Annotated in this window: 12 protein-coding genes; 8 read left to right on the top strand and 4 right to left on the bottom strand. The window is 66.1% G+C overall.

The features are described from left to right. Positions 1-6 precede the first annotated feature (6 nt). Positions 7-567 carry an ActR/PrrA/RegA family redox response regulator transcription factor gene (locus KAJ83_RS13845; RefSeq protein ID WP_210682675.1) on the top strand — a complete coding sequence of 187 codons (561 nt, stop codon included), beginning with the start codon at positions 7-9 and terminating at the stop codon, positions 565-567. A gap of 20 nt (positions 568-587) precedes the next feature. On the opposite strand, the gene KAJ83_RS13840 is transcribed toward KAJ83_RS13845, so the two are convergent. After that, the gene (locus KAJ83_RS13840) at positions 588-866 is read right to left on the bottom strand and encodes a cupin domain-containing protein (RefSeq protein WP_210682674.1); all 279 of its coding nucleotides are present in this window, start codon (positions 864-866) and stop codon (positions 588-590) included. A gap of 129 nt (positions 867-995) precedes the next feature. Here KAJ83_RS13840 and KAJ83_RS13835 point away from each other — a divergent pair, with 129 nt between their 5' ends. Beyond that, positions 996-2261: a sensor histidine kinase gene (locus tag KAJ83_RS13835; protein WP_210682673.1), complete on the top strand. Its 1266-nt coding sequence runs from the start codon at positions 996-998 to the stop codon at positions 2259-2261. A 14-nt stretch (positions 2262-2275) separates the two neighbouring features. Here the strand turns inward: KAJ83_RS13835 and KAJ83_RS13830 are convergent, their stop codons facing one another. Continuing rightward, entirely contained in the window at positions 2276-3253 is a 978-nt protein-coding gene (locus KAJ83_RS13830) for an NAD(P)-dependent oxidoreductase (RefSeq protein WP_210682672.1), read from the bottom strand. Between the two features lie 341 nt (positions 3254-3594). Here KAJ83_RS13830 and acnA point away from each other — a divergent pair, with 341 nt between their 5' ends. Then, positions 3595-6354 carry an aconitate hydratase AcnA gene (acnA, locus tag KAJ83_RS13825; RefSeq protein WP_210682671.1) on the top strand — a complete coding sequence of 920 codons (2760 nt, stop codon included), beginning with the start codon at positions 3595-3597 and terminating at the stop codon, positions 6352-6354. A gap of 115 nt (positions 6355-6469) precedes the next feature. Continuing rightward, positions 6470-6847 (top strand): gamma-butyrobetaine hydroxylase family protein, encoded by a 378-nt coding sequence (locus tag KAJ83_RS13820; RefSeq protein WP_210682670.1) that lies wholly within the window; start codon positions 6470-6472, stop codon positions 6845-6847. A 104-nt stretch (positions 6848-6951) separates the two neighbouring features. Here KAJ83_RS13820 and trxA read toward each other — a convergent pair whose 3' ends face one another. Beyond that, the gene (gene trxA / locus KAJ83_RS13815; RefSeq protein ID WP_210682669.1) at positions 6952-7269 is read right to left on the bottom strand and encodes a thioredoxin TrxA; all 318 of its coding nucleotides are present in this window, start codon (positions 7267-7269) and stop codon (positions 6952-6954) included. Between the two features lie 294 nt (positions 7270-7563). Between trxA and KAJ83_RS13810 the strand changes: the two genes are divergently transcribed. From KAJ83_RS13810 to KAJ83_RS13800, 3 genes are all read left to right on the top strand, one after another. Then, positions 7564-8676: a cobalt-precorrin-5B (C(1))-methyltransferase gene (locus tag KAJ83_RS13810; RefSeq protein WP_210682668.1), complete on the top strand. Its 1113-nt coding sequence runs from the start codon at positions 7564-7566 to the stop codon at positions 8674-8676. Next, positions 8673-9467 carry a cobalt-precorrin-6A reductase gene (locus tag KAJ83_RS13805; RefSeq protein WP_210682667.1) on the top strand — a complete coding sequence of 265 codons (795 nt, stop codon included), beginning with the start codon at positions 8673-8675 and terminating at the stop codon, positions 9465-9467. Before KAJ83_RS13810 ends, KAJ83_RS13805 begins: the two co-directional genes overlap by 4 nt. Positions 9468-9528: 61 nt before the next feature. Continuing rightward, positions 9529-10098, top strand: a complete 570-nt coding sequence (locus tag KAJ83_RS13800) for an ankyrin repeat domain-containing protein (protein WP_210682666.1) — start codon at positions 9529-9531, stop codon at positions 10096-10098. Positions 10099-10175: 77 nt separating this feature from the next. Here KAJ83_RS13800 and KAJ83_RS13795 read toward each other — a convergent pair whose 3' ends face one another. After that, positions 10176-11606, bottom strand: coding sequence for a hypothetical protein (locus tag KAJ83_RS13795; RefSeq protein ID WP_210682665.1), 1431 nt, complete (start codon positions 11604-11606; stop codon positions 10176-10178). A gap of 515 nt (positions 11607-12121) precedes the next feature. On the opposite strand from KAJ83_RS13795, the gene KAJ83_RS13790 reads away from it, so the two are divergent. Continuing rightward, on the top strand, positions 12122-12607 hold the full coding sequence (locus KAJ83_RS13790) for a helix-turn-helix domain-containing protein (RefSeq protein ID WP_210682664.1): 486 nt from the start codon (positions 12122-12124) through the stop codon (positions 12605-12607). The last annotated feature ends 56 nt before the right edge of the window (positions 12608-12663 follow it).

Here is a 12663-nt window from a genome sequence, read left to right as displayed (position 1 = left end):
ATCGTCATGACACCCGAAGGATTGCCGAACCCGGTGCGCGAGCGCACGCTGCTCATCGTCGACGACGACGCGCCGCTGCGCCGCCGTTTGGCCCGCGCCATGGAAGGGCGCGGTTTCACGGTAAGCGAGGCGGAGAGCGTCGCGCACGGGCTGGAGATCGCGGCCGATCATCCGCCCGCCTTCGCGCTGGTCGACATGCGGCTCGCCGACGGCAACGGGCTGGAGGTGGTGGATGCGCTGCGCCAGGCGCGGGGCGACATGCGCATCGTCATGCTGACCGGCTATGGCAACATCGCCAGCGCGGTGACGGCCATCAAGCGCGGCGCCGTCGATTATCTGGCGAAACCGGCGGACGCGGATCAGATCGCCTCGGCACTGCTGGGCGAGGGGCAGGGCGACCTGCCGCCCCCGCCGGCGGAGCCGATGTCCGCCGACCGCGTGCGCTGGGAGCATATCCAGCGGGTCTTCGAGCAGTGCGAGCGCAATGTTTCCGAGACCGCGCGGCGCCTGAAGATGCACCGCCGCACCCTGCAACGCATCCTGAACAAGCACGCGCCGCGCCCCTGAGGGGTTCGCCTTTCCGGCACCTACATGGTCGATCGTCGCACGGTCGCCAGGAAACGCACGCCCGCCGCGCCGCCGCGTTCGATATGGTCGGTGCCGCCAGGCACCTCGATCGTATCGCCGGGACCGCACCAGGTGGGCTCGGCCTTCGCGCCGCCCGCCATGCCGCCCTCCAGGATCAGCAGAAACAAATCCTCGTCATGAGTGTGGCTGTCATTCAGATGACCCGGCGCCCAATGTTTCTCCAACGGTGCGTCATATCCCTTTTCCGCCGCCATTCTCAGGTAATCCCGCAGGTGCATGGGCCGTGTCTCCTCGCCATGATAATGACAACCTAATCGAGCGCTTGAAATAAGGTAACCGTTATAGGATAGGTTTCAGCCGGGTGGGGCGCTCAACAGCGCGCGCGGCGCGATCCATGGAGGCATGCCATGGCGACCGAAGCCGATTCCGTGTCGAGTATCTTCTCAACCTCACCTTTCTACGCGCATGGCTATTGCCTTAGCTGGGACCCGCGACTGCTCGGCCTGCATGTTTTCTCCGATGCGATCATCGCTTTTTCCTACTATTCGATTCCCTTCGCCATCGCCTATTTTGCCGTCAAGCGCCTGGATCTCAAGCATCGCTGGCTCGTTTGGCTGGGGGCCGCCTTCATCCTGCTCTGCGGTACGACGCATCTGATCGGGGCGATCACGATCTGGGAGCCGATCTATCTGACCGAAGGGTGGGTCAAGGCAGCCACGGCCGGGGTGTCCTTCGTGACGGCGGTGGCGCTCTGGCCCATGCTGCCGCGCGCGCTGGCGCTGCCGAGCCCGACGGCGCTGGCGGCGGCGAACGCGGAGATCAACGCCCTCAACGCCGATCTGGAGGATCGGGTGGCGGCCCGCACGGCCGAACTCGAAAAGGCCAATGCGCGCTTGCGAGAGGAGATCGCCCGGCGCGAGCGGGTGCAGGGAGAGTTGATCGAGGCCCGGACGCAAGCCGAGCACGCCTCGCGCGCGAAGTCCGATTTCCTGGCCCATATGAGTCACGAGCTGCGCACCCCCCTCAATGTCATCCTGGCCTATTCCGAGATCATTTCGGAGGAAACGCTGGGTCCCGGGATGCGTGCCCGCTATCGCGATTACGCACGGGACATTCACACCAGCGGGACCCATCTGCTCGGCATTATCGGCGATGTGCTGGATCTGAGCCGGATCGAGGCCGGCGTCTTCGAATTGCGGGAGGAGGATATCGATCCGGCGGACCTCGCCGAGAAGGCGGTTCGAATGGTGAAGTCCCGCCCCGACGGCCAGAGCGCGCGCATCGAGAATGATCTGCCGGATGCGCGGCCGGTCCTGCGTGCCGACCCCAGGGTGGTGACCCAGGCGTTGATCAATCTGCTTACCAACGCGATGAAGTACGGTGGAACGAATAGCCCGCTTACCATGAGCCTCGCACGGTCGCCGGAAGGGGGAATCGATATCGCGGTGACCGATTACGGACCCGGCATGTCGGCGCGGCAGGTCGAGGAGGCGCTGACGCCCTTCCACCGGCTGGATGGCCATGCCGGCGGCGCCCAGGACGGAGTCGGCCTCGGCTTGCCGCTCTGCGCCCGTTTCATGGAGAAGCACGGTGGCCGGTTGATTCTGGAAAGCGCGCCGGGCGAGGGGACGTGCGCGATCCTGCGCTTCCCGCCCGAACGGTTGATGGCCTGATCGAGGTCGAAACCCTATACCGATCCCGGTTCTTGCGCGCGCCGGGGATGGATTTCCGCGCCCGGGGCCTCCGGTTCGTCGTCGACCATCTGGTCGGGGAAGCCGGGCGCGCGCACGTCGGCGCCCGTCGCCTCCTCCAGCCGGCGGATAATGCTGGGCGACCAGGCCCGCGCGCCGTAGCGCGCCGCGCCGTCGGTGAAGATGCGCGACAGCAGCGGGGCGATTTCCAGCGGTACGCCGGCGCGCTTCGCCACCCCCTCGAACAGGCCGAGATCCTTTAGCACCAGATCCATGGTGAAATTGATATCCCGGCTGCCGTTCAGGATGACCTGGCTTTCGGTTTCGTGGACGAAGGAGTTTCCGGAGGAAATTCGGATACCCTCATAGGCGGTGGCGAGGTCGAGGCCCGCGCGTTCCGAGGTGACCAGCGCCTCGCAGAGCGAAAGCAGATTGGCCGTCGCCAGATAGTTGGTGACGACCTTCAGCACGGATGCGCTGCCGAGTGGCCCGGTGTGAAGCAATTGCCGGCCCATGGCGGAGAGCGCGGGCAACGCGCGATCGAACGCCTCGCGCTCGCACCCGGCGAAGATGGCGATATTCCCCGTCGCCGCGCGATGGCATCCGCCGGAGACCGGGCAGTCGATCGGCAGCCCGCCCCTGGCCGTGACCGCCGCGCCCAGGCGCTGGACCTCGGCGGCGTCGGTGGTGCTCATCTCCGCCCAGAGCGTTCCGGGAGTCAGCCCCTCCAGCAGGCCGCCCGGCCCCTCGACCACGGCCGCGCTGGCGGCGGGCGATGGCAGGCAGGTGATCACCATCTCGCAATCGCGGGCGAGCGCCGCAGCACCTTCCCCGACCCGCGCGCCGGCCGCCACCAGCCGCGCGACGGCGGCCGGGTCGAGATCGAGCACCGTCACCTCGAACCCGTTCCGCGCGAGGCTGCCGGCGAGTTTCCCACCGACATTGCCGAGCCCGATGAAACCGATCGTCCGCATGAAGCCCATCCCGGTCCCTGAGACTATCCTGGCGAGAACGCTACCGTCGAAATCTGGCGCGGTTCCAGGGAAAGCGCTTGGGCCAGGGCGCCGCGCGCCGGCCGTGACCCCCGGCATCGGCCCCTTGCCCCTTGCGATTGCCGGGATTCCTGGCTATGTGCAACGCAACGAAAGCCGGGCGCGTCCGGCGGTGCCGTGCGCGGGGGTTTCACCCCGCGACCCAACCCGGCACCGATCCCCCCAGCGGGACGCGCGGAACAAACCAGTGCGGCGGCGCCCGCCCTTCCCAAGCCGGGCCGGAACGCCGCGCACGATTGCTTGAGAGGGGTTCCTAGATCGCCATGACACAGGTAGGCCAGGACACGCTGAAGACCCGCAAGACACTCGATGTCGAGGGTGAGTCTTACGAATATTTCTCCATCGCCGAGGCCGAGAAGCATATCGGTTCCGTCGCCAAGCTGCCCTTCTCGCTGAAGGTGCTGCTGGAAAACCTGCTGCGCTTCGAGGACGGCCGCTCGGTCACGACCGAGGATATCCAGGCGATGGCGGATTGGCTGAAGGAGAAGAAGTCCACCCGCGAGATCGCCTATCGGCCCGCGCGGGTGTTGATGCAGGACTTCACCGGCGTGCCGGCGGTGGTCGATCTGGCCGCCATGCGCGACGCCATGGTCGACCTCAAGGGCGATCCGCAGAAGATCAACCCGCTCTCGCCGGTCGATCTGGTCATCGACCACTCCGTCATGGTGGATTATTTCGGCGGTCCGGACGCCTTCAAGAAGAATGTCGAGAAGGAGTTCGAGCGCAACCGAGAGCGCTATGAGTTCCTGCGCTGGGGTCAGACCGCCTTCGACAATTTCCGTGTCGTGCCGCCGGGCACCGGCATCTGCCACCAGGTCAATCTGGAATATCTCGCCAAGACCGTGTGGGCGAGCGAGGACAAGCGCGACGGCACGCGCTACGCCTATCCCGACACGTTGGTCGGCACCGACAGTCACACCACGATGATCAACGGCTTGGGCGTTCTCGGCTGGGGCGTCGGCGGTATCGAGGCGGAGGCCGCCATGCTGGGCCAGCCTGTCTCGATGCTGATTCCCGAGGTGGTCGGCTTCAAGTTGACCGGCCGGCTGGCCGAGGGCATGACCGCGACCGATCTGGTGCTGACCGTCACCCAGATGCTTCGCAATAAGGGCGTGGTCGGCAAGTTCGTCGAATTCTTCGGCGACGGTCTCGCCCATCTGACGCTCGCCGACCGGGCCACGATCGCCAACATGGCGCCTGAATACGGCGCGACCTGCGGCATCTTCCCGATCGATGCGGAGACGATCGACTATCTGCGCTTCTCCGGCCGCGAGGAAGCCGACATCAAGCGCGCCGAGGCCTATGCCAAGGCGCAGGGCATGTGGCGCGAGGCCGGTGATCCCGATCCGGAATATACCGACACGCTGGAACTCGATCTCGGCTCCGTCGAGCCCTCGCTCGCCGGGCCGAAGCGCCCGCAGGACCGGATCGGCCTCAGTCAGGCGGCCGTCGCCTTCGACCGGCTGCTCGCGGACAGCCTCGGCCAGCCGGCGACCGAGGAGGAAAGCCGCCTCGCCTCCGAAGGCGGGCCGGTCAAGGCCTCGCCCAAGGGCTATTCCACCCAGGTCCAGGTCGAGGGCGAGGATTACACCCTCGGCCATGGCGATGTGGTGATCGCGGCGATCACTTCCTGCACCAACACCTCGAACCCCAGCGTTCTGATCGGCGCCGGCCTCGTCGCCCGCAAGGCGCGCGAGAAGGGCATCGCGGTCAAGCCGTGGGTGAAGACCTCGCTGGCGCCGGGCTCGCAGGTCGTGACCGACTATCTGGAGGCCGCGGGCCTGCAGGAGGATCTCGACGCGCTCGGCTTCAACCTCGTCGGCTATGGCTGCACCACCTGTATCGGTAATTCGGGACCGCTGCCGGAAAATATCTCCAAGGCGGTGGACGAGGGCGAGCTGGTCGTCACCTCGGTGCTTTCGGGCAACCGTAATTTCGAGGGCCGGGTGAACCCGCAGACCCGGGGCAACTATCTCGCCTCGCCGCCGCTGGTGGTGGCCTATGCGCTCGCCGGCAATATGTGCATCGACATCACCAAGGACCCGCTCGGCCACGACAAGGACGGCAATGATGTCTATCTCAAGGACGTCTGGCCGACCGCGCACGAGATCGAGCAGGTGATGCGCGAGAGCCTGAACCGCGAAATGTATCAATCGCGCTACGCCAACGTCTTCGAGGGGCCGGAAGCCTGGCGCGAGATCAAGGTCGAGGGCGGCGAAACCTACAAGTGGAATTCCGGTTCCACTTACGTCCAGAACCCGCCCTATTTCGAGGAGATGAGCCTGGAGCCGGGCGAGGTAACGGACGTCGAGGGCGCCCGCCCGCTGCTGATCCTGGGCGACTCGGTCACCACCGACCACATCTCGCCCGCCGGTGCCTTCAAGCCGGAAACGCCGGCCGGCCAGTATCTGATGGAGCGTCAGGTGCGGCCCGCCGATTTCAACTCCTACGGCTCGCGCCGCGGCAACCACGAGGTGATGATGCGGGGCACCTTCGCCAATATCCGCATCCGCAACGAGATGGTGCCGGGCGTCGAGGGCGGCTTCACCAAGCATCAGCCCTCCGGCGAGCAGATGCCGGTCTATGACGCGGCCATGAAGTACCAGTCCGAGGGCGTGCCCCTGGTCGTCATCGGCGGCAAGGAATACGGCACGGGTTCCTCGCGCGATTGGGCGGCGAAGGGCACCAAGCTGCTCGGCGTGAAGGCGGTGATCGCGGAGAGCTTCGAGCGTATCCACCGCTCCAACCTGGTCGGCATGGGCGTGCTGCCGCTTCAGTTCAAGGAAGGCGTGAACCGCGAGAGCCTGAAGCTCGACGGCACGGAAGTCTTCGATCTGAGCGGTATCGCGGGCGACCCGAAGCCGGGCCAGGACGTGGCGCTCAAGATCACGCGCGCCGACGGCTCGGTCGAGGAGATCACGCTGAAAAGCCGCATCGACACGCTGACCGAGGTGGATTACTACCGCCATGGGGGCGTCCTGAACTACGTGCTGCGCGACCTCGCCAAGGGCAAGGCGGCGTAAGTCGACGGGACAGGCCGGGGCACTTCGGCCCCGGTGATACTGGAGAACGGCCCCCGGCCCGCGCAGGCGGCGGGGGCCGTTTTCTTGGACCCGACCGCGAAAGGATGAGCGAGGAATGAGCGAGGATCGGTTCTCGACCCAGGCCTGGCCGACGGAGATCACCTTGCGCAAGGCGGACAAGCGCCTGATCGTCGCCTTCGACGACGGCAAGCGCTTCGAGTTGCCGGCGGAATATCTACGCGTCGAAAGCCCTTCGGCCGAGGTTCAGGGTCACAGCCCCGATCAGAAGAAGCTGGTGCCCGGTCGCCGGCATGTCGGCATCATGGAATTGGAGCCGGTCGGTAATTACGCCGTCCGGATCACCTTCGACGACCTGCACGATACCGGCATCTATAGTTGGAAGTATTTGCACCAACTTGGCCTCGAATATGAGGAGCGCTGGGCGAAATATCTCTCGGAGCTGGAGGCGCGGGGCCTGAGCCGGGAGCCGTGACGCCCATCGGATAAGGGCGCACGAGAAAACCCCCGGCGGTCTCACCGCGCCGGGGGTTTCCACGAACCGATGGATTTCCGGGCGCTTTCGCGCCCGCGCAGCCGCTAAAGCTGGCTGCGCACCCATTCATTCAGCGCGCCCTTCGGGACCGCGCCGATCTTGGTGGCGACAACCTGGCCGTCCTTGAACAGCATCAGCGTCGGGATGCCGCGCACGCCATATTTCGACGGCGTCTGCGGATTCTCGTCGATATTGAGCTTGGCGACGGTCAAATCCTCATGCTCGCTCGCCAGCTCCTCCAGAGCCGGGGCGATCATCTTGCAGGGCCCGCACCATTCGGCCCAGTAGTCGACAAGCACCGGCTTGTCAGACTTCAACACCGACTCCTCGAAGTCCGAATCAGAGATCGCTACAGTGCTCATCGTGGTCACCTCTCTCGTCCCGTCCGGCCGGATCGCCGGGCGCGGAGTCTGGGGTTGCTTGTCGGAAACGCCGTTCCGGGCCGGTTTCGCCAGCCTACCGTTACCCGAATCTAGGAAGCACCCGGTTGAGGGTCAAGCAAGACCGACCAGCATCGCACTTTTGCCGGGCAGGACAAACCGGGTGGACGGGTGGCATGCAATACCATTCGCACCATGGTGGCGGCCGGTCGCGGGGTGTAGCATCGGCCCGCGCGGCCACCCGGCGCGTCCCCTTATCAGCACGGATCGAACGTCTTGACTGCTTCCCGATCCCCCACGGCGGACAAGCCCCTGGCGAAGGGCTGGACCACCGGCGCCTGCGCCGCCGCGGCGGCGAAGGCGGCCTTCACGGCGCTGCTGGGCGGGGGGTTCCCCGACCCGGTGCGCATTCGTTTGCCCAAGGGGGAGTTGCCGGATTTCCCGCTCGCCGAGACGCATCTGGAAGGGGGCGTCGCGACGGCGGCCGTGATCAAGGATGCGGGCGACGATCCGGACATCACGCACGGCGCGACGATCCGGGCGATGGTCCGCGCGCTGGCCCCCGGGGCGGGGCTGCGCTTCGTCGCGGGCGAGGGGGTGGGCACCGTCACCCGCCCCGGCCTGCCCGTGCCGGTGGGCGAGCCCGCGATCAATCCCAAGCCGAGAGAGATCATCCGCGACAATCTGGCGGAGGTGGCGGAGGGGTTCGAGGTGCCGCTCGACCTGGAGGTCCGCCTGTCGATCCCGGGCGGTGAGGCGCTGGCCGCCAAGACCTGGAATCCGCGCCTCGGCATCGTCGGGGGGCTCTCGGTGCTGGGAACCACGGGAATCGTGCATCCCTTTTCCTGCAGCGCCTGGATTCATTCGATCCATCGCGGCATCGACGTCGCGCGCGCCAACGGCTTCGCGCATATCGCGGGCTCGACCGGCAGCACGTCGGAGGACGCGGTGCAACGACACTACGACCTGCCGCTGGAGGCGTTGATCGACATGGGCGATTTCGCCGGGGGAATGCTGAAATATCTGCGCCGCCATCCGGTCCCGCACGTCACCGTCGCGGGCGGTTTCGCCAAGATGGTGAAGCTTTCCCAGGGGAATCTGGACCTGCACAGCGCGCGCAGTCAGGTCGATCTGGCGCGTCTTGCCCGGCGGGCCGCGCGGCTCGGCGCGGCGGCGGATCTGGCGGAGCGGATCGCCGCGTCGAACACGGCGGCCGAGGCGCTCGGCCATGCCCGGGACGCCGGCTTGCCGCTGGCCGAGGCCGTCGCGGCGCAGGCGCGGGACGTGGCGCTCGCCACCCTGGCGGGCGCGGCCGTGGCGCCGGAGGTGATGATCGTCGATCGTGCCGGGGCGATTCTGGCCGTCGCCGACGGGGGGGCGCCGTCATGAGCGGACCCGGAGGCGTGCTTCGGATAGTGATCCTCGGCGGCACGGGCGAGGCACGGTCCTTCGTGGAGACGGCCTTGGCCCGGCACGGCCCGGCGATCGATCCGATCACCTCGCTCGCCGGGCGGACGCAGGCACCCGCCGCCCTGCCGGGGCGGGTGCGGATCGGCGGTTTCGGCGGGCCGGCGGGCCTCGCCGGCTATCTGCGGGCGGAGGCGGTCGATCTGCTGGTCGACGCGACCCACCCCTTCGCGCGCCACATGCCTCACCACGCGGCCGAGGCGGCGGCGGAGAGCGGGATTCCGCGCTTGCGGCTGGAGCGCGCGCCCTGGCGCCCCGGGATCGGGGATCGCTGGCATTCGCTCAAGTCGGTCGAGGCCGCGGCGGAATGCTTGCCGGACCACGGCCGCCGCGCGCTCGTCACCGTCGGCGCGCAGGAAGCCACGCGTTTCGCCGCGATCGAGGGTGCTCAGATCTATCTGCGGGCGATCGACGCGGCCGGCCTGCCGCCGGAGCGGGCGGATCTGCGCCATATCCTGGCGCGCGGGCCGTTCGACCTGGAGGCCGAACGCGCGCTCCTCGCCCAGTACCGTATCGACCTGCTGGTCACGAAGAACAGTGGCGGCGCGGCGACGGTGGCGAAGCTGGAGGCGGCGCGCGCGGTGGGGATTCCGGTCCTGATGGTGGATCGGCCCACGCCGCCCGTGCCCGGCCCCCGGGTCGAAACGGTGGCGGCGGCGCTGGACTGGCTCGCGAAGCGGTTGGAAGAACGCCGCCGAGACGTTATGAATTGAATGGTAGACCAAGATCGGCGGGAGGTCGGCCGCCGGCCTCAAGCCCTGTTCGAGGATATCCATGCGCGAGCGTTCCTATCCGCTTCTTCTTGCCGGCTTGCTGGCGATCGCGACGCTGCTGCCGGCGACGGCCGGGGCGCAAACCGTCCTGGGCGCCGCCCCACCGTTGATCCAGGCCGTGGAGGCGGGAGACCTCGAAGCCGCGCGCGGCGAGCTGTTGCGGGGCGAGAATCCCAACATGACGGATACGGATGGCCAGAACCCGGTCATCATCGCCGCGCGGAACGGCGATGTGGAGATGATCGAGACGCTGATCCAGCGGGGCTCCAGCCCGAATTGGCAGGATGAGATCGGCAACAGCCCGCTGCATTGGGCGGTCGAGACGGGCGATTGGGTCGTGCTCGACATTCTGCTCAAGAACGGGGCGAACCCGAACCTGACGAACCGCCAGGGACTGACCCCGGTGATGACCGCGACACGCGACGGCTATCGTGATCTGGTGGAGCGTCTGCTGGAAGCGGAGCCCGATCTCGGCATTCGCGACTATACCGGACGCGACGTGCTCGACTATGCCCGCACGAGCCGGGCGCCCGGGCTGGAGCAGACCCTGATGGACGCCGGGGCGCGGTAGCGCCGACACGGGCCTCAGGCGGATGCGCTCCGCCCCGATCGTTTCGATGAGAAAAGCCGGTCGTTTCGGTTCGGCAACTATGCGCGGCCCTGCCAAACGGGCCGCTTTCGGCCGCCGGCCGCCTCGAAGGTTCCGACATTGATCGGCAGGTTCGGCGGCGGTACGTCATAGGGACCGCCGAGCACCGAACCGGTCATCAGGGCGAAGCCGGCATAGCTCCATTGCAGCGCTCGGTTCATGCGCTCGACGCGCGAAATGCCGGGCATGATTCCGATATCCGCGCATAGCCGCGTGAACCGTCCACCATAGGCGAGCGGGTCGTTGCTTACCTCGCCCGGGTCACGCAGGAAGGCGACCCGGATGCGCGCGGCGCGAAGCCGGCGCAATTGGCGCGCCTGCACCTGCATCGGCTCGACATATTCGACGATGGAGGTCAGGGTCTCGATCCGGGGAGCGAGTTGCGCGGTCAATTCCGCCAGACGTCCTTCGGGCGCGCCGGGCGGGATATCGCTGATGCGGCAGGACAGCCGGTCGCGCAGGGCCTTCGGTGTTTCGTTCAAAAGGGACATCAGGCCCTCCCGCCCCGGGGCGGAGGCCAAGGTCTCGAAATGAAGATTGATCGATAGACGCATGCGCGGCTGCTTGCGCACGCCCCCTGCCAGCGCCAACAAGCTGTGCTCCATCGCAGCCAGATCGAGTTCGATGATGCGACGGCGGGGCGGGTTCTGACCGAGCACATCATAGGATTTGGCCGGGGGCGCGCCCAGGGTGCCGTCGCGCATCGGCATGCAGTGGAAATAGGTCGCATCCGGCTTCCCGACGCGCCAGATGGGGATGAACTTGAAGGTGATGGGCGCGCTGTCGAAGCCATGCATGGCGGCGATCAACTGGTCCCGGCAATGCGGTATCGGATCGGGGTCGATATCGGCCTTCTTGCCGGAGCCGGCGATCGTCTCCGGCGCGGGCGCTTCCTCGTTCCCGGCCTTCACCGTGCGCTTGGTGACCGTCTCGGCCTTCTCGAGTTCCGGCGCGGTGACGCGTTCCGGCATCAATTCCCGACGCGCCGCGCGTTCGGTCATCTCCGTCAGGACCTCGGCGGCGCTGCGCCCTTGATCGACGCTGTATCCGTCCGCCGTTTCCACCGCGCTATGGATCGTCACGCCATCCATATGCTCCATGCCGAAAAGCGCCTGATTGACGATTTCCGCGATCTTGACCGAGCGCGCCTTGGCGATCGTCTCGTTGCAACTGGCGAAGACGATCACGAAGGAGCCGTCGCTGCAGCGCAGATAGGTGTCGGCGGGCGCGCAGACCCTCTGAATCGCCTTACGAACCAATTGCGCGACGAGATTCTCGGTATGTGCCCAGTTGGCCTCGCCGATGCGCCGGCGAACCGCTTCCAGGCCGAGACAGACCACCTCGCCCATGGCGATCCGCTTACGTTCCGGCGCATCGGCCAGACTCGTCAGCAAGTCGTCCAGGTTCGGGGCTTCACGACACTGAGTCACGAGTCCGGGCCTCCTACGCGTCGCATTTTACGAGATCGTCGCGCCGGCTCAAACCTCGCGCCCAATTTTTTAGCGAACCGATCCAGGTGTCGAAATACGTTTCTGTACGTAACGCAATCTTGACGATTTGTTAATATGTTTGTTTCATAAAACATTTAAGTAAAATTTAATTATAATAGTGTTTTTAACAACTTCGGATGTCCGGATGGCGAGAGCGACTCTACGTTGAATCGGTTCCGTTCCTTTCGATACGTATCATTACGCAGCACTTTCTTGACAATTTGTTAACGAGAAACCCCTTATCCATAAAAGGATTGAGAAAATTGTCCGTGTCCGGTTGGGACCACAATTCTTTCATGGGGGCAGGTGTGCTTGTGAATATGGAGCGACCGATCGTCGCCGAGGCGAATGCCTCGCCGGCGTTCGACACAGATACATGGCGTGAAACCATTCGCGCCTTTCGTCAGCCGGTGCTGATCATTCGGTTTCCGGACCGAACGGTTTTGGGGGCCAACATGGCTGCCTGCCGTGCACTGGGTTATCGTGAATCCGAACTCGTGGGCCAGGATGCGGCGATCCTACATACGGATTATGGGCGCTTCCTGCGTTTCGGTCAGAGTGGCCAGACCTTCGGCGAGGTGGGAGAGCCGTTCTCCTCCTGTGGCTGGGTCAAGAGACGGGATGGCGGCATCCTGTCCAGCGAGCATCTGGTGACGCCCGTCGCGACCAGCGACGACAGCGGAATCCATCTTTCCTTCCTGAAGCTCGACGATTGTCCGGAATGGGTGGCGCTCTATCATAAGATGCGCTCCCTGACGGCGCGGGAGGAGGAGATTCTGCGGCATACGCTGCGCGGCCAGGGCGCCAAGACGATCGCGATCGAACTCGATATCAGCTATCGCACGGTCGAAAGCCACAGGGCCAATCTGCTTCGGAAGCTCGGTGTGCGGACGACGACGGCGCTATTCTCTCTCTTCACCCGACCGGAACTGCGGCATTAACCGAGGTCATCGGTCGCGGTTTCGGTCCGGGCGCCCGTGTTGCGTCGTCCTCCGCT

The sequence above is a fragment of the Marivibrio halodurans genome (assembly GCF_017963645.1).
Lineage (GTDB): Bacteria > Pseudomonadota > Alphaproteobacteria > UBA8366 > Aestuariispiraceae > Marivibrio > Marivibrio halodurans.
Note: the sequence above shows the minus strand (reverse complement) of the source record. Positions and strands in the feature narration are given on the sequence as shown.

Bases quoted from the DNA above. Each gene is read 5' to 3' on its own strand.
- KAJ83_RS13830 (WP_210682672.1), bottom strand. From the start codon at position 3,253: ATGCGGACGATCGGTTTCATCGGGCTCGGCAATGTCGGTGGGAAACTC.
- KAJ83_RS13820 (WP_210682670.1), top strand. From the start codon at position 6,470: ATGAGCGAGGATCGGTTCTCGACCCAGGCCTGGCCGACGGAGATCACC.
- trxA (WP_210682669.1), bottom strand. From the start codon at position 7,269: ATGAGCACTGTAGCGATCTCTGATTCGGACTTCGAGGAGTCGGTGTTG.
- KAJ83_RS13845 (WP_210682675.1), top strand. From the start codon at position 7: ATGACACCCGAAGGATTGCCGAACCCGGTGCGCGAGCGCACGCTGCTC.
- KAJ83_RS13835 (WP_210682673.1), top strand. From the start codon at position 996: ATGGCGACCGAAGCCGATTCCGTGTCGAGTATCTTCTCAACCTCACCT.
- KAJ83_RS13790 (WP_210682664.1), top strand. From the start codon at position 12,122: ATGGCTGCCTGCCGTGCACTGGGTTATCGTGAATCCGAACTCGTGGGC.
- acnA (WP_210682671.1), top strand. From the start codon at position 3,595: ATGACACAGGTAGGCCAGGACACGCTGAAGACCCGCAAGACACTCGAT.
- KAJ83_RS13840 (WP_210682674.1), bottom strand. From the start codon at position 866: ATGCACCTGCGGGATTACCTGAGAATGGCGGCGGAAAAGGGATATGAC.
- KAJ83_RS13800 (WP_210682666.1), top strand. From the start codon at position 9,529: ATGCGCGAGCGTTCCTATCCGCTTCTTCTTGCCGGCTTGCTGGCGATC.
- KAJ83_RS13805 (WP_210682667.1), top strand. From the start codon at position 8,673: ATGAGCGGACCCGGAGGCGTGCTTCGGATAGTGATCCTCGGCGGCACG.